The following is a 22,819-nucleotide window of genomic DNA, read 5'->3' on the forward strand; positions in this document are numbered from 1 at the left end:
TCGGTCAGGGCGCCGCAATTTCTGTGGCGCCCTTTTCCGTTTGTTAAGCCACACCACGTCCAGCGGTCCAAACCGATTGTACAAGCGGCAGGTTATTCACAACGGCAAAGCGCATGACATCCGCGCGCTTACCAATAGCAAGCACGCCGCGATCATCGAGATGTACCTTTTGCGCAGGCGCGAATGTCACGGTAGCCATCCCCCGCGCCCAATCCCCCCAAATTTGCGCGACTTGCACGGCACCCTGTAGTAGTGCCGCCGGGACGTAATCCGACGAAAGAATGTCCAACCGGTCCAATCGGGCTAGTTCATGCGCCGCCACATTGCCAGAGTGTGACCCGCCCCGTACTAGGTTCGGCGCCCCCATGATTGTGGCAATCCCAGCATCATAGCAGGCATTTGCGGCCTCAACAGTCGTTGGAAATTCCGCCAGTGTGATGCCATGCGCGTGGCTGGTGGCCACCTGTGTTGCTGTTGTATCATCGTGGCTGGCCAAGGTCGCACCATAGCGCTGTGCAGCGGAGACTGCGGCTTCTTCATGACCTGCCCCCAGCCGTGCTTGTAAGGCCGTCAAAAATTCCACATAGGCCGGAAACTCGGCCCGGTCCATGCCATGCTTACCACACACATAATCTTCGTATTTTTGGATGTCGCTGAATTGGCGCTGTCCGGGGGTGTGATCCATCAAAGACACAATCCCGATCCGGTCAGCCTCGCCAAATTCGGCCAGTTCATCAACAAGCGTTTCAGAACAAACTTCGGCGCGCAGGTGAATATGGTGGCTAATTTTTAGCGCCCCAAGGTCGCGCATTTGTAGGATTTCATCGGCCATCTGTCGCGCGTATTTTCCGTAGCGTTTGCCGTTCCCCGACAAGATAGATCCAACGCGGATCGCGTCAAACACAGTGGTAATCCCGCAGCCTGCCAATTCACGATCATGCGCCACAATGGCGGCGCGGTGTGGCCAGTCGACCTTAGGCCTAGGACTGATGTGGCGTTCGAGATTATCCGTATGCAGTTCAATCATACCGGGGCTAACAAAATCGCCGCCGCAGTCGATCGCCCCCTTGGGAACCTGTGCACCCTGCGCAATATCCGTGATGGTATCGCCCTGCATTTTCAGGCAGCCGGTGATCACCTCATCGGCAAGAATGATCTGGGCATTGGCGAGTATTGTTTCATCTGTCATGGATCTGTCACGCTACCTTGGCAAAGAGTGGAATATGTTTGAACGATACGCAATTTTCTACACCCCACCGCCCGGCCCATTCGCTGATTTCTGTTCTGCCTGGCTGGGTTGGGATAATCGGACGGGGCGCGCTTGCCCTCATCCGCAAATCGCTGATTTTGATGTGACCGCGCTGACGCAAACGCCGCGCAAATACGGCATTCATGCAACGCTGAAAGCGCCATTTCGGCTGGCGAAAGGTTGCAGCCCAGACGATCTGGCAGATGCGACTGGGGCCTTGGCTGCGACCCTGCCCGCCTTCAACTTGGCAGGTCTTGCACTGAAGCATCATCGTGGTTTCTTGGCGCTGCGCCCGCGCGGCGACGTCACCGTGCTGAACGCATTCACCCAAGCTATCGTTGAGACCCTCGATCCGTTCCGCGCCCCTGCGCCACCCGAAGAGCTGGCCCGTCGTCGCAAGGCGAACCTGACTGAACGACAAGAAGCCAATTTGATGGCTTGGGGCTACCCTTATGTTGACGCCGATTTCCATTTCCATCTGACCCTGTCTGGGCGCATTGACCCTGGCCTTGGCGCAGATGTGACCGACGCGCTGGCGCCGCATCTGCTGCCGCTTGTGCCGCGTCCATTTCCGATCAATCAGATTTCGCTGATGGGTGAGGACGCAGCTGGTATGTTTCATGAAATCCATCGCTACGACCTATCTGGGTAAAGCAGGTCCAAGACCGCGTTGACCGTGACATCAAGCGTCCCACTATTGTCGATCTCATGCGCGTGTATCCCGTCGGGCAGCGCAAAGCTCGCGCGATCCAATCGCCCCGCGACTTGTTCTACCGTCTCGCGGCCACGTACCAAAAGCCGCTTTTCTAACACGTCGCGCGATGCGGTCAGCGCAATAAATTCGGTATGCGCGAACCGTCCCCGTGCAGTAATCAACTGAGCACGTGACAGGTTCGCCAACACATCGTGCCCGGACGCGAGCACACCACCTACCCCCAAAGGGATGCCATAGCGCAGCCCATGTGCCGGCCATGACAGGGCAAATTTACCTGCGGCTTCCATTGCCGAAAACTGCGTCTCGGTCACACCGTCAAAGTCTTCGCCACCTGCATCACTGGGCCGGGTAATCACACGGCGCACCGGTACAAGCCGGGGTTCAGCCGCGGCCATAGCGTGCATAACGCTATCTTTGCCAACCCCCGATGGGCCAACAACACAGATGAAACGCCCGGTCACGCCGCCGCCTTTGGGGTAAAGCCGGTCACATCAATCTCGCGGTCACACACACGGTCACGGGCAGCTTCGTCGTGGAAAATCCCGATAATTGCAGCGCCGCGCGCCTTGGCCTCTTCGATCATCGCCATCACGACTTCACGGTTTTTGCCGTCAAGGCTCGCGGTCGGCTCATCCAGCAACAAGGCTGGATAATTATAGGCAAACCCACGTGCAATATTCACGCGCTGCTGTTCGCCGCCAGAAAACGTCGTCGGGCTAAGCGCCCAAAGCCGTTCCGGGATGTTCAAGTTTTCAAGCAAGACCTGTGCACGCGCAAGCGCGGCACCGCGTTCAGCCCCGGTTGCCAGCAATGGATCAGCCACAACTTCGACCGTGGGAACACGCGGGACAACGCGCAAAAACTGACTGACATAACCCAATGTATAGCGGCGCAACTGCAATATTTCGCGTGGTGCGGCAGAGGCGACATCCACATCATCGATCATGATCCGACCAGCAGCAGCCAAATAGTTTCCGTAAATCATCCGCATGAGCGTCGATTTGCCAGAACCAGATTGCCCGACAAGGGCCACGCATTCGCCCGGTGCAACCTGTAATGACGCGCCATCCATGACGGGGATCGTCGCGGCACCTTGGTTATGCAGGGTGAACGACTTTGATACGTTTTCGATACTGATCATCGTATAATCCTTATTCAAACCTGCAACACCGACGACACCAACAGCTGGGTATAGCCGTGCTGTGGATCATCAAGCACCTGATCGGTTAGCCCGGTTTCAACCACATGCCCGTCTTTCATCACCATCAATCGATCGGCAAGCAGGCGGACAACAGCCAAATCATGGGTCACGATAATTGCGCTGAGGTTCATTTCGCGTACCAAGCCGCGCAACAGGTCTAACAGACGGGCCTGCACAGACACGTCCAAGCCACCCGTCGGTTCATCCATGAACACCAAGCGCGGTCCGGTCACCAAGTTTCGCGCGATTTGCAAGCGTTGCTGCATACCACCCGAAAACGCGGTGGGGCGGTCATCAACGCGGTCCGCGTTAATCTCAACCCGGCCAAGCCAATCTGTCGCCTGATCGCGGATTTCACCATAATGGCGCGCGCCTACAGCCATCAACCGTTCGCCGACGTTGCCACCAGCACTTACATTCATGCGCAGCCCATCGCGCGCATGTTGATGCACAAATGCCCAATCCGTGCGCGACAGCATCCGCCGTTCTGGTTCAGACATCGTGACCGTGTCACGCATGCCATCCACGCGCGTGTCAAAATTCACCGCGCCAGTGTCCGGCGCGAGATGCCCCGCGAGACAATTCAATAGGGTCGATTTACCTGAACCGCTTTCGCCAACGATACCCATAACTTCACCGGGATACAGATCAAACGATACATCCTTGCAGCCAATCCGGTGGCCGTAGAACTTTGAAATTCCACCAACATTCAACAGCGGGTTCATGCCGCATCCTCCGCATAAGGGACACCTTGCGCACCGATATGGCCAGCCTTACGCCGCGAACAGCAGTAATCTGTGTCTGAACACATAAACATCCGTTTGCCTGAATCGTCGACGATCAACTCATCAAGATAGCTGTCAGTGGCACCGCATAGATCACAGGCGTGATCTGCTTTGCTGGCTTCAAACGGGTAGTCTTCGAAATCAAGACTGACAACATCCGTATAGGGCGGCACCGCATAAATGCGTTGTTCGCGGCCCGCGCCAAACAGCTGGATGCCCGCCATATTGAGTTTCGGGTTGTCAAACTTCGGAATTGGCGAAGGGTCCATGACATAACGGCCTTCAACCTTCACCGGGTACGCATAGGACGTCGCAATCGCGCCGTGCTGCGAAATATCCTCATACAGTTTCACATGCATCAACCCGTATTCTTCAAGCGCGTGCATCTTGCGGGTCTCAACCTCGGACGGTTCCAAAAAGCGAAGAGGCTCAGGAATGGGCACCTGATAGACCAAAATCTGATCGGCGCGCAGGTCTTGCTCTGGGATACGGTGGCGGGTCTGGATCACGCTGGCCTCAGCCGTGGCTTCTGTCACGGCAACATCTGCGGTCTTTTCAAAAAACCGGCGGATCGACACGGCGTTCGTCGTATCATCGGCCCCTTGGTCAATCACCTTAAAGGTATCTTCGGGCGTCAAAACAGCCGCTGACACCTGCACGCCACCCGTGCCCCAACCATAAGGCATCGGCATTTCGCGGCTCGCAAATGGGACCTGATACCCCGGAATCGCCAACCCCTTAAGGATTGCGCGGCGGATCATCCGTTTCGTTTGTTCGTCCAGATACGCAAAGTTATAGTCAGACATGCGCAGCACCCCATATCATCTTGCTCAAAATACTCTCGCCGAAGGCGTTGGCGCTTGCGCCAAAACAAATACTCACTCTGCCGCCTCCTGCATTGCTTGCGCTTCGCGGCGCAATTTCCGGATCAGCTCTAGTTCTGATTGGAAATCGACGTAATGCGGCAGTTTGATATGCTCTAAAAACCCGGTCGCTTGGATGTTGTCCGCGTGATAAAGCACAAATTCCTCGTCTTGCGCCGGCGCGCCGACATTGTCTTCGCCCAGCTCTTTCCAGCGCAACGCGCGGTCAACCAAAGCCATCGAAATCGCCTTACGCTCCGTCATGCCGAACACCAGCCCGTAACCACGGGTGAATTGCGGCGGCTCGGTCTTAGAGCCTTGGAATTGGTTAACGGTTTCACATTCGGTCAATGTGACCTCGCCGATATCAACGGCAAACCCAAGCTCAGGGATATCCATTTCAACGGGGACAGCACCGATCCGCAATTCCGCGACAAAGGCGTGGTTGCGCGCGTAGCCGCGTTGCGTCGAATAGGCCATGCCAAGGATGAACCCTTCGTCGCCACGGGTCAGCGCTTGCAAACGCAGCGCACGGCTCGCGGGCAGTTCAAGCGGGGCGCGGGTCAAATCGTCAGGCACTTCAGGGCCAGCGGGCTCATTTTGGATCAGGTTTTCACGATCCAAGAACGACATGATATGTGGCGTCTCAGCGGGTGGCGCATCTGTCATTGGCGCTTGCGGGGCCTCACCATCGGCGGCGAGCTTGAAATCAAGCAGGCGGTGCGTGTAGTCAAACGTCGGCCCAAGCACCTGCCCGCCCGGTGCGTCCTTAAACGTCGCAGAAACGCGCCGATCGCAGGCCATTTTTTCGGTATCGACGGGTTCCGACCCACCAAACCGCGGCAACGTCGTGCGGTAGGCGCGGATCAAAAAGATCGCTTCGATCAGATCGCCGCGCGACTGCTTGATCGCAAGTGCCGCCAAATCAGGATCAAAAAGCGACCCCTCCGCCATCACCCGGTTCACGGCCAAAGCCAATTGTTCGCGAATTTGGGCGACCGATAATTCAGTGACGGATGTACCCCCACGTCGTTCTTCGGCAAGCCACGCATGGGCGTTATCAATCGCCTTTTCGCCGCCCTTTACTGCAACATACATCTAAGAAACCTTTGTCGTCCGTGGCAAAGCGGCAAGATCGCTTTGGCAGGTGAATATAAAATCGAGCCCCAATGGAAACAGCAGCGCATTGTTTTGAAATGCCTGTGCATCGGGCAATGAAAGCGTCGCTGTGTCTTTGATCCCCGGCCCGCGTAACGTTGCACCTGTGACACTCAAGTGATCCGTTTCTACAATCAATGTCGCCGACCGATCCGGGTATTCAGACGAGCCAATGGAAAATTCGTTCAGCGGCAGATCACCCCATGCACCCACAGCAAAAGCGGCGTTATTGGCCGCCGTAAATGGTGCACCGGTATGGAATGTGATCCACGCGCGCACTTCGTCTGTGTCAAATTTAGGCGTCAGAAACACGGGCGTTTCGGGGTCGCACATTGTAAGCAAGACGACCCCCGCCGCGATGGAAAGCGGTGCGGGCGGCAGCGCACCAGTAACTTCATTGATTGTGCCGGGCTGCGCCATGGCAGTCATAATCTGGCGAAACGCGCGGGCTGAATCGATGGGGGCCTCGACGAACCCGCCCTCTAGAATTGCGGCCTGCATCAATCTTCTCCTCGGACCATGGTAAAGAAATCAACCTTTGTTGCAGCAGCTTTAGCAGCGCGGGTTCGCTTGGCCGTTTCGGCGATCTTGCGCAGCGGTGCCAAAACGGCAGCCTCCACTTGTGCGGCCAAATCGGTTTGCATCAACGCATCAATCTGCGCCGCAACTTCGGCCTTTTTCTTATCGCGACCCTGCACATAGGCGTGGCCAACGGCCCCGCCGCTAAGCGTCACGGAACAGCGCGTCACCGTCATTTCGCCTAAGTTAAATGCAGCACCAACGGCACCCGCCCGCCCGCGCACCATCACGCCACCAATCTCAGGGGCGCGCAGAAACCGGAAGTCTGGCGCGATATCAGCCTTATCCCAAATCTGAGACAAAACACCCGCATCGGATTTCGCCAGAAGGCTCATCCACGTTTTGCGAGCAGCGTTTGGATCGTTCTCTCTTGTCATCTAGACACCTTGTGTGTTTGTCTAAATTAATATACAACTAGACAAATATTAGGCCATGTCGTTCGCGACTGGCAATCCCTTATGATGTGAAACTTTTGTGACGCCATGGCCCGTACCGCTATCTGGACCTCGATCAGCACCGCGCTGACAAATGATATTGCCGAAGGGCGCTATGCCCCCGGTGACAAACTCCCGACCGAAGCTGCACTATCGGCGCGCTTTGGGGTGAACCGCCATACGGTACGGCGCGCGCTTGCGGCAATGGCCGAGGGTGGGTTGGTCCACGCGAGGCGCGGCGCCGGGGTATTTGTGGCGCTGACGCCAACAGATTACCCGATTGGCCGACGTGTCCGATTTCACCAAAACCTGACTGCGGCGGGCCGCGCGCCTGCGAAGCAAATCCTTGCGCTTGAAACCCGTGCGGCAGACGCGCGCGAGGCAGACGCGCTCGCGATCCAAGCGGGCGACCCGGTGCATGTCTATGACGGGTTATCCTTGGCCGACGATCAACCTATCGCACTGTTTCGCAGCATTTTTCCGGCGGTGCGATTTCCAGACCTATGTGACCACATCGCCGAGACCAACTCTGTGACCGCCGCGCTTAAACGGCAAGGCATCTCTGACTACACCCGCGCCACGACCCGGTTGACCGCAAAACAGGCAAACGCGACCCAAGCCCTTCACCTGCGTGTAACAGAGGGTGCACCGATCCTGCGCTCAGTCGGCATAAACGTCGACACTGATGATACCCCAATCGAATTTGGTCACACATGGTTTGCTGGCGACAGGGTCACGTTGACTGTTAACAATTCCTAAACAAAACTGTCATACGCGCGATACATCGCGCAGTCATAACACCTGAAATAAACCTACAGGCGACGAATACGATGACCCCCCCGATTGCATTTCTGTCTATGACTGGCGCGCAGATTTTGCGCGGTGGTCGCATTGAAACCGGCAATATATCGGTGCGTGAAGGTTTCATGCGCGATGACCCAATCGGTGGCGGCCCGAGCATCAATCTCGCGGGCTATTACATCCTTCCCGGCATTATTGACCTACATGGCGATGCGTTTGAACACCATCTTGCCCCGCGCCCAACAGCACCGTTTCCGATGGCATTTGGGCTTGCGGGCACAGATCGCGACGCCGCAGCGAATGGTGTCACCACGGCTTGGATGGCGCAAAGCTGGTCATGGGAAGGCGGCGGGCGTGGTCCTGACTTTGCCGAAGACTTTATGCAGGCGCACGCAGATTACCGCGATCAGATGTTGACTGATCTGCGTATTCAAATCCGCTGCGAAACCCACACGGTCAACACCCAAGACCGGCTGATTGCCGCGATTGAAAACTATGGCATTGACTACGTGATCTTTAACAATCACCTCGATGAAGCGCTTGAAATCGCGAAAACCCACCCTGACCGGATTGCAGCATGGGCGGCCCGCGCCGGACGCACAGCAGCCGAACATGTCGCATTGGTTGAAGCAACCCGCGATCAAAGCGAACAGGTTCCACGCTACCTGTGTAATCTTGCAGCGGCCTTTGACCGGCTCACTGTTCGCTATGGTAGCCATGATGACCCCGACGGGCGCACCCGCGAATATTACTCTATGATCGGGGCGAAAATCTGCGAATTCCCGACCCAGCGTGCCGCTGCCGCACTGGCGAACACTTGGGCTGACCCTGTCATCATGGGCGCACCGAATGTGGTGCGCGGCGGGTCCCAATCAGGGAATATTGCCGCCGTCACATTGATCCGCGATGGGCTTTGTGACGCGCTCGTGTCTGATTATCACTACCCAACTTTAGCACAATCCGCCTTTGCGCTTGACGACGCAGGCATCCTCGATTTGGCCAAAGCATGGGCGATGATTTCAACCCGCCCAGCCCGCATTATGGGTCTTGGGGATCGCGGTGTTATTGCTGACGGGAAGCGTGCTGATCTGACAATTATAAACGCGACGACCCGTCAAGTAGAGGGCACAATGTCGGCGGGCCGTTGGTCACATCTTTCAGCGGGCCTTGCACATCGATTGACCCAAGCGGCCCCTAGGTTGCGGGTCGCTGCCGAATAGTCAGGCGTACTGTTCAAGAAAGGCTTCGGCCTTGAGCCCCCGAAAATCATCCAGCGCTGCACGCAGCCGGTCATGCGGCCAGTCCCACCATGCAAGCGCCATCATCCTGTCGGCGATATCATCCGTGAATCGCGCGCGTAACGGTACCGCAGGAATTCCTGCGACGATCATATAGGGCGGCACATCTTTGGTCACGATGGCACCACCCGCGACAACGCAGCCGTGCCCAAGCGTGACCTCTGGCCGAATCTGTGCGCCGTGTCCGATCCATGTGTCATGGCCAATCACCGCGCGCCGTGACTTGCGGTGCGCAAACCAGTCGTTGTCATGCCCGGCATCATCAAAATAATCGGCAGACCGATAATGGAAATGGTGCTGGCTTGCTTTATCCATCGGGTGGTCCGTCGCCCCGATGCGCACGTAGCTGGCGATGTTCGCGAACATCCCAATTTCAGCGTTTGCGATATCGGCAAAACGGTCACAATAAGAATAGTCGCCCATATGGCTATGCGCCATTCGGGTGCCGCATCCAATCTCGGTATAGCGGCCAAAGGTGGTGTCGTTGATGTCGCAATCTGGGTGAATGAATGGCGTGTCCGCCGTTAGCCGCGCCATGTCAAAAATCTCGCTCTGTGCCGTTCCATTTGAAGAATTTGCCGGTGTCTGCCAACGTTAACCGCGTGGCCAACGCCCACATACCGTTTGCGACCTCAGTCGGGTCAAGGTCAGCATCTGCGCCCCCCATATCGGTCCGCACCCAGCCCGGATCAACAAGCGCCACGGCAATACCGCGCGGCTGTAAATCGGTAGCAAGCCCCTGCATCACCTTATTCACCGCAGCCTTTGAGGCGCGGTAAGCGATGCGGTCCGACTTTGCATATCCCATCCATGCCATTTGGCTTGAGACCGTCAGAATACGGGGCGCGCTGCTTTGGCCGAGCTGTGCAAGACAGGCGTTGCTGACGGCAAGTGGCCCGACAACATTCACGGCAAATGTTTCGGCCATCCCGCCAAAATCCATATCCGTTGTCGATTGTCTGTCTGGCCCGATGATCCCTGCATTATTGATAACAATATCGATTGGGCCAGCGACCTGCCTGACCGCTTCGGTCACAGCTTCGGGATCGGTTACATCAAAAACAATGTCACCTCCGCGCCCCGGGCGTGTGGCGCGGATCACATCCGCACCGGCCTTTGCCGCGACCACGCAAAGCGCCGCCCCTATGCCGCGGTTTGCACCCGTAACCAGAACGCGCGTCAATGACCGGCCTCGTCACCTTTGATCAGTTTACGGCGCAACCAGCCCGAGAATGTATCCATCATCATGACCATGAGAATAATCAGCACGATGTAATATGTCACCTCTTCCCAGTCTTTTTGGGTGCTGATGGCTTGGGTCAAAAGCAACCCAATACCACCACCGGTAATCGCCCCGATGATCGTTGCGGACCGCGTGTTGGATTCGAGGTAATACAAAACTTGGCTGAGCAAGACAGGTGTGATCTGTGGGATCACCCCGAAACGGTAGCGTTGCAGGGGTTTTGCCCCCGTGGATGTGATACCTTCGATTTGCTTGCCATCGACGTTTTCCAACGCCTCTGAGAACATTTTGCCGAATGATCCGGTGTCTGTGAGCAAAATCGCCAGCGACCCCGTCATTGGCCCCGGCCCAAAGGCGCGTGACAGTACAATCGTCCAGATCAACCCGTCCACACCGCGCAAGAAATCAAACACGCGCCGCGCTGCAAACCGTACCCCACCCAATGGGGTAAAGTTTTTAGCTGCGAGGAAACCAAGCGGCAGCGCGATGATCGCGGCCCCAAAGGTGCCCAAGAAGGCCATCAAGATCGTTTCAAATAACGCCCAAGCGACATCTGCGTGACGCCACATTTTGTTCGCCCAAAAATCAGACCAGATTGCCCCCGCCTCGCCATTCGCAGCGTGGCTCAGCAAAGTGCCAAACCCCATGCCGTGGTACGGGCTGTCGAGCGTGAAGAAGAACAGCTCCCAGCCCATCGCGTAGCGGAAAACCTCGGAACGGTTGCGCGTCACGGTCAGACGCCCAGCATCCGTCGTGATCGACACGCGGTTCTTTGACGCGTTAATCCATTCGGGGATCTCATCTGTCGGGAAAGTCGCGTTGACGCCCGTGCGGCCCGGTTCGGTGACGATCATCCCATAGCCGGGGATGTCGTAGGTAACGAGGGTTTCGCCAAAGGTCACGATGTGATCATCACCCAAATCGACCAGAGTTTCGGTACCCAAGGCAACCCATTCTGGGGCTGTGCCTTCGGCGTAGCGGCCCTTGCGTTCGCCCTCAATCGCGATGCTGACACCACCATCGCGGTTATCGCGGGTTACATGGGTTTTGTAGCTATAGGCGTCAGATACCAACGTGCGCGTGTTCTCTAGGCTGACCCGTTCAGCAAGCCCACCCATATCAAAGGCCACAAAGATATATGCAAAATAGGCAAGAATAACTGCGGGGACAGCGAAACCCATCAGGCGTTTACGTTGGAAATTTGTGGCCGTAGAGGCCTGAAGCGATGCCATGCTCATGCGTGGATCTTCCCTTTTGCGGACCCGTGGGTCAGGCGGTTACGCAGATAGCTTGATGACTGGTCGACAACGACAATTGTAAAGAACAACAGCAAGAAGATGGCAGCTGCCTCATCGAATTTGCCCTGTCCCCAGCTCATGGTGTTACGTAGATCGTAGCCGATACCACCCGCGCCCACGAACCCAAGGATCGCAGAGGCGCGGATGTTAATTTCAAAGCGTAGCAGGCCGTAGCTCAGATAGTTCGGGGCCACCTGCGGGATCACACCCAGCCACATACGCTGTGTCCAGCCTGCACCGACAGACTCGAGCCCTTCAACAGGTTTGAGAGAGGCATTTTCATTAACTTCGGAAAACAATTTGCCCAATGCGCCAACCGTGTGCAGCGCAATCGCAATCATCGCGGGCACAGGCCCACCGCCCAGCAAAAAGATCAGCACAAGCGCGATGACAATTTCGGGCACCGCACGCAGCACGTCCAAGACGCGGCGTAGCGGACCAATCAACCATGGCACCGGCGCAAGACCGCGTGTCACCAGCAGGGACATCACAAGCCCCAGCAGGCCACCCAAAAGCGTCGAGGCCGCCGCGATATTGATTGTTTCAATGAGTGAAGGGAAATATTTTACAAAATATCCCGGCAGTAATTCGGCCCGCGAATAGGCTTCACTGATCACATCAGCGGGAAAATCCAACAGCATCGGCAGCCCGTTCCAGAACCCGCCCGCATTGCGATCGTTTGCCGTGGCAAAGCCACCTAGCATCAATGCGATAAAAACGACCAATAGGATCGTGTTCATGATCCGTTTTTGTCGGACCTGCGCCATATAATCGGTCTGGATTGCCGATGTCGAAAGCTCTGCCATGAGGGGGGACCTTGCTGATAAAATTACAGGCCCCAGCAAGATGCCGGGGCCTGCAGATCTTCATGAAATGCGCTTAGTTCGATTTCGCAAGACGGGCTGCGACGATCGACGTGTATGCGTCATGCGTAATTGGGTCGAAGCCAAGGCTTTCGCCGGCTGCAACGCCATATGCACAATCTGGGTCAACATCATGCAGCGCATCAACGAGCGCAGTCATCTTGTCTTTGACGTCCTGTGGCAGTTCAGAACGCAGAACAATCGGACCTTCAGGGATCGGCGCTGAACGCCAGATTTCAACCAGATCGTTCATGTCGATCAGGCCAGCATCAACCGCTTTGCGCAGCGCGCCAGAGTTGTAGCCGTCTTCCCATTCGCCTTGGCCGTCTGCCCAAGTCACACCACCGTCAACGTCACCGTTGTTCACAGCAACGATTGTTTGCTCGTGACCACCAGTGAATTTCACTTCACCAAAGTAATCGCCGGATTCCATTGTCGCGCCAGTTTGCTGCGGAATCTCAATGGATGGGATCAGGTAGCCAGAAGTTGAGTTTGGATCACCAAAGCCAAATGTGCGGCCCTGCATGTCTTCAAGCGATGTGATGCCGCTATCTGCGCGTGCGAAACCGATTGAGTGGTAGCCGTAAGACCCATCAAGGTTGATCTTGACCAATACAGGCTCAACAGCGTTTTCGTCTTGGATATAGATCGCAGCGTATGAAGACGCGCCCATCCATGCCATGTCCAATGTGCCGCCCAGCAGGCCTTGGATAACGCCGTTATAATCCGCAGGTGCGAACAGTTTTGTCTCGACGCCCAGCTCTTCTTCGGTGTAAGCGCGCAGACACTCGTATGAGTTCATACGGTCTTGTGCGTTTTCGCCGCCCAAGATACCGATACGGAATTCGCTAATAGTGTCTTGCGCAAATGCAGCACCAGTCAAAGATGTTGTCGCAAGCGCGGCAGCAATCAGTTTTTTCATTGGTCTTCTCTCTTCGTGAAACGCCCCGAACAGCCGGGGCTTTGGGGGGTTAACGGTTACGATCAGACGCTTTCAGCGATATCCGCGAGCTTGACGACTTCTTCGTTTAGGGTCTCGATCTGCGTTGATGTCGCAGCTTCCGAGAATGTTTCATCCGCGCCGTAAATATCGCGGGCGGCACCGGTGGTGAGCTGATCTGGCGTCCCATCAAACACGATCCGGCCCGCATGCATCCCGATCACCCGGTCGCAATAACGGCGCGCGGTATCTAGCGTGTGCAAGTTGGCGATGACCATGCGGCCGTCTTGTTCATGAATGTCACGCAACGATTGCATCACCACCTGCGCGTTCATCGGGTCAAGCGAGGCAATGGGCTCATCCGCCAGAATGATTTTGGGGTCCTGCATCAGGGCACGCGCAATGGCGACGCGCTGCTGCTGGCCACCCGATAGGGCCTCTGCGCGCTTGGGCGCGTGTTCGGCAATGCCAAGCCGATCAAGGATTTCAATCGCGCGATGGATATCTTCGGTCGGGTAAAGGTTAAACATCGTGGTAAACGTGGAGCGCCGGTTCAACGTGCCGTGCAATACGTTGGATACAACATCCATACGCGGCACCAGATTGAACTGCTGAAAGATCATCGCGCATTGTGATTGCCAATTGCGCTTGGCGGAACCACGCAACTGCGTCACGTCCTGACCATCAAACATAATGGCGCCAGATGTTGCGTCTGTCAGACGGTTCAACATGCGCAAAAGGGTTGATTTCCCAGCGCCGGATCGCCCGATAATTCCGATCATTGCGGGCTTATCGACGACTATATTAGCCGCATCCACGGCTTTATTTTGGCCAAAGGCCTTCGTCAGGTTTTCAATTTGCAGCATCAAGGCTCTCCAAAGTCTTGCGCTGTCTGAACCTGCCTCTTTGCAGATTTGTTAAGAATTAGTGAAAGTTTTGTAACGGGGCGTGCTGTTACGCTACCAAACTGGACTAGTCTGTAGGCGTATGCTCAAAAATGATGTCCAGAAGTTCAGACGCATTTTGCACGTAGTCAAAACGGACAGGTGCCGTAATTTGAGACAGCAGCGCGGGATGACCGGGTTGTGGAAGACCTACCCCAAAAGGCTGCACCACGTTTTCTGAGAGCAACGTTCCAATCTGAAGGGATGGGAATGGGCGGTCCGGGATTATCACGTATGGATAGGTATTCGAATACGGACAAGAAATAACATAGAGGCGCGTTGCAAAGCGCCAGTTCCTACCTCGACGGCACACGATCGCGCGCTTGTCAGTCACAAGGTAAACGAAACTCGACAAGACATACTGTCGTTGGCTTGCAAGAAAAAATGACCCCGCAACAAGACCAACCGTAAGGGCACCAAAGACCCATACCGCTGCACCTCCGCCAAGCGCGCTTTCGTCAACGAAAGGAAAAGAAGCCCAAACTGCAACAGCCATCGCGAGAAAGCCTAGGTGAATTTTCCGTTCAGCCCCAACAGCCTGAAAAAATCTACGCCCATAATCTGGATGCCCGGACCAGAGTAAGTGCTCGTTCTTCATCAGAACCTCGTCAAGCTCTGGCTTGTTCATGACTTCAACGGATATATCTCGCATGGGTTGCTTTTATCGAATCCTTAGCCAAAGAAAACAGATGAAACCAACAATCAGTGAGCAACAGTTACGCAGCCCTGTGACACACCGCTTCAATGTTATTGCCGTCCAAGTCCAAGACAAAGGCACCATAATAGTTGTCGTGATAATGCGGGCGTAGTCCCGGTTTTCCGTTGTCTTTGCCGCCAGCTGCGATTGCGGCACCATAGAAGACGTCGACCTCGGCGCGGGTTTCGGCAGTAAAGGCAAAATGCAGCGTTGGGGTTTGTGCCGCGCCTTCGCTTAGCCAGAAACAGGGGCGCTCTTTACCGAACCCGCCAACTTTGACCCCGCCTGTATGTTCCAGTGGAACCGTATACAGTAGCGATGCACCTAGCGGCGCCAGGGCGCGCTCATAAAATACAATGGCCTTTTCGTAGTTCGAAACGCTGATACCTGAATGGTCGATCATCTACTTGCCTTGCTTTGGGATAACACTTGTAGCGTGGCAAACAAAAAGGCCCCGCGCAACGCGCGAGGCCAGAACCCAATGCTCAGGAAGTGTCGATTAGACCTCTTCTGGCAGGATGAGGTTCAGCAAGATCGACAAAAGCGCAACGGGTGCCACTGCCGACGTTGCCAAGACACGCAGCGTATCAGGCAGGTATTGCACTGCTGTTGGCACTAGGTTCAGGCCCAAGCCAAAGGTCAAAGATACCGCGATGATGATCATCGTGCGCCGGTTCATCGTTTCTTCTGCCAACACGTTCAGACCCGCAGCGGCAACCATGCCAAACATCACGATCACGCCGCCCCCAAGGACTGGCAGAGGCATAGACGCGATGAGCGCGCCGACTTTGGGAACCAGCCCACACAGGATCAGTACCAAACCACCGATTGTCACAACATGGCGGGACATAACCCCGGTCATCCCGACGATGCCGACATTTTGGCTAAAGGAGGTGTTTGGCAGACCCCCAAAGATTCCAGCAACCTCCGCACCCAAACCATCAGCGTAAGTGGCGCCCGCGATTTCGGCATCTGTGGCATGGCGGCCTGCACCTGCTGTGGCAGAGGCGTCACCCACGGTTTCAATCGCAGAGACGATTGACACAAGGGTCACTGCAACAACAGCACCAAGGTTAAATTCAAACCCATATGGCAACGGCTTGATTGGTGTAATCCAACCCGCATTTCCAACGGCGTCAAAGTTCACCATGCCCAGCACAAACGCGAGTACATAGCCGGCCAACAGCCCGATTAGGATCGCCGCGTTAGACAGCCCGCCTTTGGTGAAAAATTTGAGCGCCAATGAAACGGCGATTACTGTCAGTGCAACTGACCAGTGTTTGAGCGAACCAAAGCTTTCCGCTTCCATTTGGAATGTCGCGGCACCGCCAGCGGCGTATTTGATCGCGACAGGGATCAGATACAGACCGATGGCCAAGATCACCAAACCCGTGATCAGCGGCGAAAACAACCAACGCAGTTTTTGAATAAATGCGCCAAGGCAGAAGTGAATCGCGCCACCGATGATAACAGGCAGTAAGCGCGACGCTCATACCCATGGTGGCTGCAATCCCGGCCAGCACGCAAACAAAAGCAAAGCTGGTGCCTTGCATGATCGGCAGCCGTGACCCGATTGGGCCCATGCCAACAGTTTGGAACAGCGTCGCAATCCCGGCGAACAGCATCGCCATTTGTACAAGATAGACAAGGTCAGGCGACCCAAAGGTCATCCCGGCAGCGCCACCAACAATAATCGAACGGGTTACATTCGAGGCGAACATCGCCAAGACATGTTGAAATCCAAGCGGGATCGCCTGCGCCAGTGGCGCGTCACATTTGGATCTGAATAGTTTGTATCTGTCATAGTTTATGTCCCTGATGAATTGCCGATCTTAGCGCCGGTCAATCGTTAAAATTCACGCAATAAGGCGTGTCGAATTCATGCTCCTCTAGGTTCGTGCCATCACCGATCCGGTCGATGACGGCAAAAAGGCCCGGGCCTGACAACGGGGTCAGCACCCCATGCCACGTCCCACGATGAAAATTGATGCCCTCTCCGGGCGTTGTGACAAAGGCGTGTGGCTGCAAATCCGCGTCCGCGACGATGACCAAAAACGGGTCCATGCTCATCGGGATAAACGCCTGTGATCCTTCTGGGTGACGTTCGATCAGGTCCAACTGATAGGGCAGTGCGCGTAGGTCAGACCGGAACAAGCTGATACCAACCCGCCCGTCGCCTGCATCCACAAGCGCGCGGTCATGAAAACGGCCGCAAAGCCCTGCGTTAATCATTTTATCTGGGTCGCCATCGCAGTTCAGCACATCCCCATAAGGCGCAAACGCAGCCTGTGTTAGCGGGGCTATGAAGATGTCGCGCGTCATCTGGGCAGCATATCCGTCAACCGGTGTAGGGCAATCCGCTCAACTTGATAGCAGGCCTGCGCAAATTCAGTTTCTTCATCATTGTGCAGCCGGTCCTGCATCGCCGCGGTAATGGACGCTTTATCATGATCACGAACAGCGATGATGAAGGGAAATCCGAATTTTTTGGTATAGGCCGCGTTGCCAGTCTCAAAGGATGCACGCTCTGCGTCGGTAAGTGCGTCCAGCCCTGCGCTGGCTTGCTCGGCGGTGCTTTCTGCCGTCAGCCGTTTGGCCGCAGCCAACTTACCTGCCAAATCTGGGTGCGCAGTGAGCACGCCCAGCCGTTCATCTTGGCTTGCGGATCGGAACATACGCGCCATTGCGTTTTGCAGCCCTACGGCGGTGTCGTGCGCGGGTCCAAGTTCCAGATCAAACGCCTGCTCTGCGATCCAAGGCGAATGTTCAAAGACGCTGCCATAGGTCTGCACAAATTCATCGCGGCCCATCTGCGAGGGGCGCGCAAACCGTTGATGCGGGTGCTGTGCTGCCCAATGATCAGCGATCTGCTCGCGGGTGGCGAACCAGACATCATCATGGCCTTGCACATATTCGATAAATTGGCGTAGTGCCTCGACCCGGCCAGGCCGCCCAATCAGGCGGCAATGCAAGCCAACCGACAACATCCGCCCACCTTCACGGTAAAGCGCGTCAAAGCTGGATTTTAGGTAGTCAAAAAACTGCGTTCCACTGTTAAAGCCTTGTGGCGTCGCAAACCGCATATCATTCGCATCAAGCGTATAGGGCACGATCAATTGGTCGGTTTTGCCAAACTCTGACCAATAGGGCAGGTCATCGGCATAGGTATCCGCCACATAGGCGAATTGCCCGGTTTCCGCAGCCAAGCGCACGGTGTTTTCGGAACAGCGCCCCGTGTACCACCCGCGCGGTGGTTCGCCAACGACTTCGGTATGCAGGCGGATCGCTTCAGCCATATCGGCGCGCTCAACATCTTCAGGGGCGTCTTTATACTCGATCCATTTGAGCCCATGACTGGCGATTTCCCAATCAGCATCTTTCATCGCCGCGACCTGTTCAGGACTGCGGGCGAGCGCGGTGGCCACGCCGTAGACCGTCACGGGCAAATCCCCCATCAAACGGTGCAAACGCCAGAACCCGGCGCGACTGCCGTATTCATAGATGCTTTCCATATTCCAATGGCGTTGGCCCGGCCATTGCGCGGCCCCGACGATTTCAGACAAAAACGCCTCTGAAGCGGCATCGCCGTGCAGCACGTTGTTTTCGCCGCCCTCTTCGTAATTTAAAACAATTTGCACAGCGATACGCGCACCGTTCGGCCAGTTTGCCGCCGGTGGGTGCGCCCCATAGCCAATCATGTCACGCGGATATCTTTGCACCGATGTCTCCTACTTCGTTTCTATGTTTATCTGATATAATTCAGAAATTTATCAAATTATTCATGAAAGAGTTTCGGCGGTTCGAATAGCATCTCCGATCCGGTCGGTCATAAACTCCATGAATAGGCGGGTCTTTGGGTCTTGGTGGCGGCGATGCGTGTAGTGGCACGACATCTGCACGGGAACTGGGGGCGTGCTCTGCGCGACCTGAACCAAAGCGCCAGAGGCCAGATGTTCCGCCACTTCGAACAGCGGCTTCATCGCCACCCCCTGCCCGGCCAACGCCCAATCGGTCAGCACATCGCCATCGTCGCTTTCAAGCCGGCCGCTGATCCGAAACCGTTCTGGCCCGTTTTCTGTCTGCAATCGCCATTGGAATTCAGGCGCGCCGGGGAACCGCAGATTTAGACAGTCATGTTTGTCATTCACTAAAGCCGCGCCCTCGGCAGGATGACCGCGCGCCGCGATATAGGCGGGCGACGCCACCAAAACCCGCGCGACATCCGCAATCTTGCGCTGCCGCAGATTGCTATCGGCTGCTTGGCCCAGATGAAACGCAAGGTCCAACCCTTCGGCAGTCATATCAACAGTGCGGTCTGTCATCCGCAACCGCACGTCAATCAGCGGATACTGCGCGGTGAATTCCGGCACATGTGGCGCAATCAAACGGCGTCCGACGCCCAAAGGTGCGGCAACATGCAACAATCCTTTTGGGTTTTCGGTCAAATCAGACACTTGCCCTTCGGCATAGGCAACCGCATCCAGCACCGAACAGGCGCCACCGTAAAACGCCTTGCCCTGTGCTGTCGGGGTTAGGCTGCGGGTGGTTCGCTGAAACAGGCGGACAGATAGGTGATCCTCTAGCTGCGAAATCCGCGCAGAGGTCACAGCAGGCGATATCCGCAAATCACGCCCCGCGGCCGACATCGACCCCAATTCATAGACACGCACAAAAGTTCGGATATTCTCAAGATAGGACATTATTCTGCTATTTTTGATAGAGCTTGGCAGTATCAGGGAATACAAGAAAAGCAGCCCGCTGGCTAGACTAGGGAAAAAAGAGGAAACACGCATGTACGATATCGCAATTCTTTGGGACTGGCTGGCCTTTGCTGTGCGCTGGCTTCACGTGATCACAGCAATTGCGTGGATCGGGTCCAGTTTCTACTTTATCGCACTCGATCTGTCGCTAAACCGCGACATCGACGGCCCTGCCGACGGCGAAGAATGGCAAGTCCATGGCGGCGGTTTTTATCACATCCAGAAATACCTCGTCGCGCCCGCCGAGATGCCCGAACACCTGACCTGGTTCAAATGGGAAAGCTACGCGACTTGGCTGTCCGGGGCTGCAATGCTGGCCGTCGTCTATTGGGTCGGGGCCGAACTTTACCTCATCGATCCGGCCAAGGCTGACCTTGCCGTCTGGCAGGCTGTGTTTATCTCGGCCGCGTCCCTAGCCGCGGGGTGGGTGATTTATGATTACCTGTGCAAATCGCCGCTTGGGAACACGCCGACCGTGCTGATGGTGCTGCTGTTTGTGCTGCTGGTGGCGATGTCATGGGGGTATAATCAAATCTTTACGGGCCGCGCGGCACTGCTGCATTTGGGGGCATTCACCGCGACGATCATGACCGCCAATGTGTTTGTGATCATCATGCCCAACCAGCGGATCGTTGTGGCTGACCTAAAGGCCGGGCGCACACCTGATCCGAAATACGGGAAGATCGCGAAACTGCGGTCTACGCATAACAACTATCTGACGTTGCCCGTTATATTCTTGATGCTTTCCAACCATTACCCGCTGGCCTTTGGCACGCAATACGCATGGATCATCGCTGCATTGGTATTTTTGATGGGGGTTACGATCCGCCATTATTTCAACTCCATGCATGCGCGCAAAGGCAAGCCAAGCTGGACGTGGGCGGTCACTGTGATTTTGTTCATCATCATCGCGTGGCTATCGACCCAGCGCGGTCATGAAACCTATGAAGAAGCAGAAGCGCGCGATCTGACACCTTATGAGCAACAGTTCGCAAACGCCGCGGGCTATGCAGAGGTCCATGACATCGTGCTTGGCCGTTGTTCAATGTGTCACGCCCGCGAACCCTTCTGGGGCAACATGCAAACCGCGCCCAAGGGGGTGTTTTTGGAAACCACGGGCGACATCACGAAACATGCGCGCCAAATCTATCTGCAAGCCGGGGTAAGCCACGCAATGCCGCCAGCCAATATCACGCAAATCCCGATCGAGGACCGCGAAGCGCTAGTCGCTTGGTACCGGGCCGGATCGTAGGGTGGATCTCGATCCACCTGCCCCTCAATAGGCGATCTCAAACACCGCTCCGGGCCCCGCGCATAGCGTAATTTCAGCCCCCTGCGTTTCCAGCATCCGCCGCACAATCGCGAGCCCCATGCCTGTCCCGCCATCATCGCGACGCGTGGTAAAAAACGGGTCAAATATGCGGCTCCGATTGCCTTGCGAAATACCTGGCCCATTGTCGCTTACCCTGATTTGATCAGCGCCAGCAGCAATATCTACCTGCGTCGCGCCATGTGCATGGGCGTTACCGATGAGATGGGTCATCACCACTGCGAGCAGCTCTTCTGAGAAGGGAACCTGTGCATCTTGGGTGATGACCACACCGCGCCCCGCGACCACATCAGACAGGCGGCAGGTGCCACGCGGCATCGGGTCTTGCGCTTGGGCAAGCGCGCGTTGCCCATCAAGCAAAGCCTGCATCCGGTCGACCGCTGCCATAATATTCCCAAGCATCTTCGCCCGGTCGGCGGGGGCAAGGGCCGGATCGTCCAGCAGTTCCGCCGCGCCGCGCACCACCGTCAACGGCGACTTGAATTCATGCGTGACGTGATCTGCATAAGATCGCAACACCGCCTCGCGCCCTTGTAAGGTCTGAGTCATTGCAATGACGGATTGCCCCAATTGAGAGAACTCAGGCGTGCCAAAATGTACGGGGACATCTGCTCGCCCTTCAGCCTGCGCGTAATCGGTGATCGCGCGCACAGGGCGTAGCACCAGCCGCCACAGAAGGAACCCTAGAATTGCCGCCGCGGCAAAGGCCATCCAGCCGATCATCCACGCCGTTTCGGCCCAGCCAAGGACCCCGCCCGCGACCCGAAAATAGCCGATCCCAATCAACGGCAAAAAGAACACGGCGGCCAATGTCCCGCCAAGCACCAGGCCAAGCGGCGGACGCCATTTTGCAATTACCCGCCGCGACATGCGCCCATCCGAATACCAACGCCATGCACCGTTTCAATCGCATCTGCGCACCCCGCCGCAGTCAGCTTGGCGCGCAAGTTTCGCAAATGACTATCCATCGTACGGTCTGAGACATGCACATTGGTCCCGTAAATCTGATCCACCAATTGCGGGCGCGACAGCACGTTGTCAGGGCGACGCATCAGGTGCAAGGCCAGTTCCATCTCGCGCGCAGTCAATGTCACGGGTGCGTCATTGACATGGCAAAGATGACGTTCAGGATCGAGGCTCAGCAATCCACGCCGCATAACAGCTTGCTCTGGCGCGCTCACACCGCTGCGCTTGACGATGGCCCGGACCCGGGCCACCAATTCACGTGGTGAAAACGGCTTTGACACATAGTCGTCCGCGCCCAATTCAAGCCCCACGACCCGGTCAATCTCATCCGCTTGGGCGGTCAAAAACAACACCGGCACTTGTGAGTCCTTGCGCAATTCGCGACACACCGACAGCCCGTCCATTTCCGGCATACCAATATCAAGCACGATCAAATCCGGTTTCAGGCTACGGGCTGCTTCTAACGCGGCGCGGCCATCGGCAGCTTCTGCCACGGCAAAGCCCGCCTGCCCCAATGCAATGCGCAAAACATCACGAATTTGCGCGTCATCATCTGCGATCAAGATCATTCTAAGCTCTCCTTGCGCCCCAAACTACGCAATGCGCGCGATTTGCGATAGGCTATTCATCGTCAAGCCACCACGCGTCTTTGGAAAGCTTTCTAGGGATGCCGCGAATAATCATGTCCTGCCTCT

At 56.2% G+C, this 22,819-nt stretch carries 25 protein-coding genes and 1 pseudogene; 4 read left to right on the forward strand and 22 right to left on the reverse strand.

Features of this window, described 5'->3' with window-relative positions; translation table 11 throughout:
- Nucleotides 1–43 precede the first annotated feature (43 nt).
- A complete protein-coding gene (locus DS901_RS15805; RefSeq protein WP_113777860.1) occupies nucleotides 44–1,189 on the reverse strand; it encodes an alpha-D-ribose 1-methylphosphonate 5-triphosphate diphosphatase in 1,146 nt (381 codons plus the stop codon).
- 34 nt (nucleotides 1,190–1,223) lie between these two features.
- Here DS901_RS15805 and DS901_RS15810 point away from each other — a divergent pair, with 34 nt between their 5' ends.
- A complete protein-coding gene (locus DS901_RS15810) occupies nucleotides 1,224–1,901 on the forward strand; it encodes a DUF1045 domain-containing protein (RefSeq protein WP_113778071.1) in 678 nt (225 codons plus the stop codon).
- On the opposite strand, the gene phnN is transcribed toward DS901_RS15810, so the two are convergent.
- The 7 genes from phnN to phnG all read right to left on the reverse strand — a co-directional run bounded on the left by phnN (nucleotide 1,883) and on the right by phnG (nucleotide 6,927).
- Nucleotides 1,883–2,425, reverse strand: a complete 543-nt coding sequence (gene phnN / locus DS901_RS15815; protein WP_113777861.1) for a phosphonate metabolism protein/1,5-bisphosphokinase (PRPP-forming) PhnN — start codon at nucleotides 2,423–2,425, stop codon at nucleotides 1,883–1,885. The two genes, DS901_RS15810 and phnN, sit on opposite strands and share 19 nt — an antisense overlap.
- Entirely contained in the window at nucleotides 2,422–3,105 is a 684-nt protein-coding gene (phnL, locus tag DS901_RS15820; RefSeq protein ID WP_113777862.1) for a phosphonate C-P lyase system protein PhnL, read from the reverse strand. The genes phnN and phnL overlap by 4 nt, the downstream gene beginning before the upstream one ends.
- A gap of 14 nt (nucleotides 3,106–3,119) precedes the next feature.
- A complete protein-coding gene (phnK, locus tag DS901_RS15825) occupies nucleotides 3,120–3,890 on the reverse strand; it encodes a phosphonate C-P lyase system protein PhnK (RefSeq protein WP_113777863.1) in 771 nt (256 codons plus the stop codon).
- On the reverse strand, nucleotides 3,887–4,756 hold the full coding sequence (locus DS901_RS15830) for an alpha-D-ribose 1-methylphosphonate 5-phosphate C-P-lyase PhnJ (RefSeq protein WP_113777864.1): 870 nt from the start codon (nucleotides 4,754–4,756) through the stop codon (nucleotides 3,887–3,889). Before DS901_RS15830 ends, phnK begins: the two co-directional genes overlap by 4 nt.
- Before the next feature lie 72 nt (nucleotides 4,757–4,828).
- Entirely contained in the window at nucleotides 4,829–5,911 is a 1,083-nt protein-coding gene (locus tag DS901_RS15835; protein ID WP_113777865.1) for a carbon-phosphorus lyase complex subunit PhnI, read from the reverse strand.
- Nucleotides 5,912–6,472 carry a phosphonate C-P lyase system protein PhnH gene (gene phnH / locus DS901_RS15840; protein WP_113777866.1) on the reverse strand — a complete coding sequence of 187 codons (561 nt, stop codon included), beginning with the start codon at nucleotides 6,470–6,472 and terminating at the stop codon, nucleotides 5,912–5,914.
- On the reverse strand, nucleotides 6,472–6,927 hold the full coding sequence (gene phnG / locus DS901_RS15845; RefSeq protein ID WP_113777867.1) for a phosphonate C-P lyase system protein PhnG: 456 nt from the start codon (nucleotides 6,925–6,927) through the stop codon (nucleotides 6,472–6,474). Before phnG ends, phnH begins: the two co-directional genes overlap by 1 nt.
- A 105-nt stretch (nucleotides 6,928–7,032) precedes the next feature.
- On the opposite strand from phnG, the gene phnF reads away from it, so the two are divergent.
- Both phnF and DS901_RS15855 read left to right on the forward strand, forming a co-directional pair.
- Complete coding sequence (gene phnF / locus DS901_RS15850; protein ID WP_113777868.1) at nucleotides 7,033–7,743, forward strand: phosphonate metabolism transcriptional regulator PhnF; 711 nt, start codon at nucleotides 7,033–7,035, stop codon at nucleotides 7,741–7,743.
- A 71-nt stretch (nucleotides 7,744–7,814) separates the two neighbouring features.
- Nucleotides 7,815–9,005 carry an alpha-D-ribose 1-methylphosphonate 5-triphosphate diphosphatase gene (locus DS901_RS15855; RefSeq protein WP_113777869.1) on the forward strand — a complete coding sequence of 397 codons (1,191 nt, stop codon included), beginning with the start codon at nucleotides 7,815–7,817 and terminating at the stop codon, nucleotides 9,003–9,005.
- Here the strand turns inward: DS901_RS15855 and DS901_RS15860 are convergent, their stop codons facing one another.
- The 12 genes and pseudogenes from DS901_RS15860 to DS901_RS15915 form a co-directional block, all read right to left on the reverse strand.
- Nucleotides 9,006–9,620 carry a chloramphenicol acetyltransferase gene (locus tag DS901_RS15860; protein ID WP_113777870.1) on the reverse strand — a complete coding sequence of 205 codons (615 nt, stop codon included), beginning with the start codon at nucleotides 9,618–9,620 and terminating at the stop codon, nucleotides 9,006–9,008.
- A gap of 1 nt (nucleotide 9,621) precedes the next feature.
- On the reverse strand, nucleotides 9,622–10,266 hold the full coding sequence (locus tag DS901_RS15865) for an SDR family NAD(P)-dependent oxidoreductase (protein WP_113777871.1): 645 nt from the start codon (nucleotides 10,264–10,266) through the stop codon (nucleotides 9,622–9,624).
- The gene (gene phnE, locus DS901_RS15870) at nucleotides 10,263–11,564 is read right to left on the reverse strand and encodes a phosphonate ABC transporter, permease protein PhnE (protein WP_113777872.1); all 1,302 of its coding nucleotides are present in this window, start codon (nucleotides 11,562–11,564) and stop codon (nucleotides 10,263–10,265) included. Before phnE (DS901_RS15870) ends, DS901_RS15865 begins: the two co-directional genes overlap by 4 nt.
- The gene (phnE, locus tag DS901_RS15875) at nucleotides 11,561–12,430 is read right to left on the reverse strand and encodes a phosphonate ABC transporter, permease protein PhnE (protein ID WP_113777873.1); all 870 of its coding nucleotides are present in this window, start codon (nucleotides 12,428–12,430) and stop codon (nucleotides 11,561–11,563) included. Before phnE (DS901_RS15875) ends, phnE (DS901_RS15870) begins: the two co-directional genes overlap by 4 nt.
- A gap of 73 nt (nucleotides 12,431–12,503) precedes the next feature.
- Nucleotides 12,504–13,409: a phosphonate ABC transporter substrate-binding protein gene (gene phnD, locus DS901_RS15880; RefSeq protein ID WP_113777874.1), complete on the reverse strand. Its 906-nt coding sequence runs from the start codon at nucleotides 13,407–13,409 to the stop codon at nucleotides 12,504–12,506.
- A 62-nt stretch (nucleotides 13,410–13,471) separates the two neighbouring features.
- Nucleotides 13,472–14,293: a phosphonate ABC transporter ATP-binding protein gene (phnC, locus tag DS901_RS15885; protein WP_113777875.1), complete on the reverse strand. Its 822-nt coding sequence runs from the start codon at nucleotides 14,291–14,293 to the stop codon at nucleotides 13,472–13,474.
- 106 nt (nucleotides 14,294–14,399) lie between these two features.
- Complete coding sequence (locus tag DS901_RS15890) at nucleotides 14,400–15,023, reverse strand: hypothetical protein (protein ID WP_147249954.1); 624 nt, start codon at nucleotides 15,021–15,023, stop codon at nucleotides 14,400–14,402.
- A 64-nt stretch (nucleotides 15,024–15,087) separates the two neighbouring features.
- On the reverse strand, nucleotides 15,088–15,471 hold the full coding sequence (locus DS901_RS15895) for a VOC family protein (protein ID WP_113777877.1): 384 nt from the start codon (nucleotides 15,469–15,471) through the stop codon (nucleotides 15,088–15,090).
- Between the two features lie 96 nt (nucleotides 15,472–15,567).
- Nucleotides 15,568–16,872: pseudogene (locus DS901_RS15900) on the reverse strand (uracil-xanthine permease family protein).
- A gap of 38 nt (nucleotides 16,873–16,910) precedes the next feature.
- Complete coding sequence (locus DS901_RS15905; protein ID WP_113777878.1) at nucleotides 16,911–17,390, reverse strand: ureidoglycolate lyase; 480 nt, start codon at nucleotides 17,388–17,390, stop codon at nucleotides 16,911–16,913.
- Entirely contained in the window at nucleotides 17,387–18,787 is a 1,401-nt protein-coding gene (gene puuE / locus DS901_RS15910; protein ID WP_368506479.1) for an allantoinase PuuE, read from the reverse strand. The genes DS901_RS15905 and puuE overlap by 4 nt, the downstream gene beginning before the upstream one ends.
- Nucleotides 18,788–18,847: 60 nt before the next feature.
- Nucleotides 18,848–19,768 (reverse strand): LysR family transcriptional regulator, encoded by a 921-nt coding sequence (locus tag DS901_RS15915; protein WP_113777880.1) that lies wholly within the window; start codon nucleotides 19,766–19,768, stop codon nucleotides 18,848–18,850.
- Nucleotides 19,769–19,859: 91 nt separating this feature from the next.
- On the opposite strand from DS901_RS15915, the gene DS901_RS15920 reads away from it, so the two are divergent.
- Nucleotides 19,860–21,080, forward strand: a complete 1,221-nt coding sequence (locus tag DS901_RS15920) for a urate hydroxylase PuuD (RefSeq protein WP_113777881.1) — start codon at nucleotides 19,860–19,862, stop codon at nucleotides 21,078–21,080.
- Nucleotides 21,081–21,104: 24 nt separating this feature from the next.
- Here DS901_RS15920 and DS901_RS15925 read toward each other — a convergent pair whose 3' ends face one another.
- Entirely contained in the window at nucleotides 21,105–22,028 is a 924-nt protein-coding gene (locus tag DS901_RS15925) for an ATP-binding protein (RefSeq protein WP_113777882.1), read from the reverse strand.
- Nucleotides 22,013–22,693: a response regulator transcription factor gene (locus DS901_RS15930; RefSeq protein ID WP_113777883.1), complete on the reverse strand. Its 681-nt coding sequence runs from the start codon at nucleotides 22,691–22,693 to the stop codon at nucleotides 22,013–22,015. Before DS901_RS15930 ends, DS901_RS15925 begins: the two co-directional genes overlap by 16 nt.
- Nucleotides 22,694–22,819 lie beyond the last annotated feature (126 nt).

The organism is Loktanella sp. D2R18, from assembly GCF_003318235.1.
In the GTDB taxonomy this organism is placed as follows: Bacteria; Pseudomonadota; Alphaproteobacteria; order Rhodobacterales; family Rhodobacteraceae; genus Yoonia.

Bases quoted from the DNA above. Each gene is read 5' to 3' on its own strand.
- phnD (WP_113777874.1), bottom strand. From the start codon at position 13,409: ATGAAAAAACTGATTGCTGCCGCGCTTGCGACAACATCTTTGACTGGT.
- DS901_RS15905 (WP_113777878.1), bottom strand. From the start codon at position 17,390: ATGACGCGCGACATCTTCATAGCCCCGCTAACACAGGCTGCGTTTGCG.
- DS901_RS15855 (WP_113777869.1), top strand. From the start codon at position 7,815: ATGACCCCCCCGATTGCATTTCTGTCTATGACTGGCGCGCAGATTTTG.
- DS901_RS15920 (WP_113777881.1), top strand. From the start codon at position 19,860: ATGTACGATATCGCAATTCTTTGGGACTGGCTGGCCTTTGCTGTGCGC.
- phnK (WP_113777863.1), bottom strand. From the start codon at position 3,890: ATGAACCCGCTGTTGAATGTTGGTGGAATTTCAAAGTTCTACGGCCAC.
- DS901_RS15805 (WP_113777860.1), bottom strand. From the start codon at position 1,189: ATGACAGATGAAACAATACTCGCCAATGCCCAGATCATTCTTGCCGAT.
- DS901_RS15835 (WP_113777865.1), bottom strand. From the start codon at position 5,911: ATGTATGTTGCAGTAAAGGGCGGCGAAAAGGCGATTGATAACGCCCAT.
- DS901_RS15830 (WP_113777864.1), bottom strand. From the start codon at position 4,756: ATGTCTGACTATAACTTTGCGTATCTGGACGAACAAACGAAACGGATG.
- phnF (WP_113777868.1), top strand. From the start codon at position 7,033: ATGGCCCGTACCGCTATCTGGACCTCGATCAGCACCGCGCTGACAAAT.
- phnE (WP_113777873.1), bottom strand. From the start codon at position 12,430: ATGGCAGAGCTTTCGACATCGGCAATCCAGACCGATTATATGGCGCAG.
- DS901_RS15810 (WP_113778071.1), top strand. From the start codon at position 1,224: ATGTTTGAACGATACGCAATTTTCTACACCCCACCGCCCGGCCCATTC.
- phnL (WP_113777862.1), bottom strand. From the start codon at position 3,105: ATGATCAGTATCGAAAACGTATCAAAGTCGTTCACCCTGCATAACCAA.
- DS901_RS15925 (WP_113777882.1), bottom strand. From the start codon at position 22,028: ATGTCGCGGCGGGTAATTGCAAAATGGCGTCCGCCGCTTGGCCTGGTG.
- DS901_RS15895 (WP_113777877.1), bottom strand. From the start codon at position 15,471: ATGATCGACCATTCAGGTATCAGCGTTTCGAACTACGAAAAGGCCATT.
- phnG (WP_113777867.1), bottom strand. From the start codon at position 6,927: ATGACAAGAGAGAACGATCCAAACGCTGCTCGCAAAACGTGGATGAGC.
- phnH (WP_113777866.1), bottom strand. From the start codon at position 6,472: ATGCAGGCCGCAATTCTAGAGGGCGGGTTCGTCGAGGCCCCCATCGAT.
- phnC (WP_113777875.1), bottom strand. From the start codon at position 14,293: ATGCTGCAAATTGAAAACCTGACGAAGGCCTTTGGCCAAAATAAAGCC.
- DS901_RS15890 (WP_147249954.1), bottom strand. From the start codon at position 15,023: ATGCGAGATATATCCGTTGAAGTCATGAACAAGCCAGAGCTTGACGAG.
- DS901_RS15915 (WP_113777880.1), bottom strand. From the start codon at position 19,768: ATGTCCTATCTTGAGAATATCCGAACTTTTGTGCGTGTCTATGAATTG.
- phnE (WP_113777872.1), bottom strand. From the start codon at position 11,564: ATGAGCATGGCATCGCTTCAGGCCTCTACGGCCACAAATTTCCAACGT.
- DS901_RS15860 (WP_113777870.1), bottom strand. From the start codon at position 9,620: ATGGCGCGGCTAACGGCGGACACGCCATTCATTCACCCAGATTGCGAC.
- DS901_RS15930 (WP_113777883.1), bottom strand. From the start codon at position 22,693: ATGATCTTGATCGCAGATGATGACGCGCAAATTCGTGATGTTTTGCGC.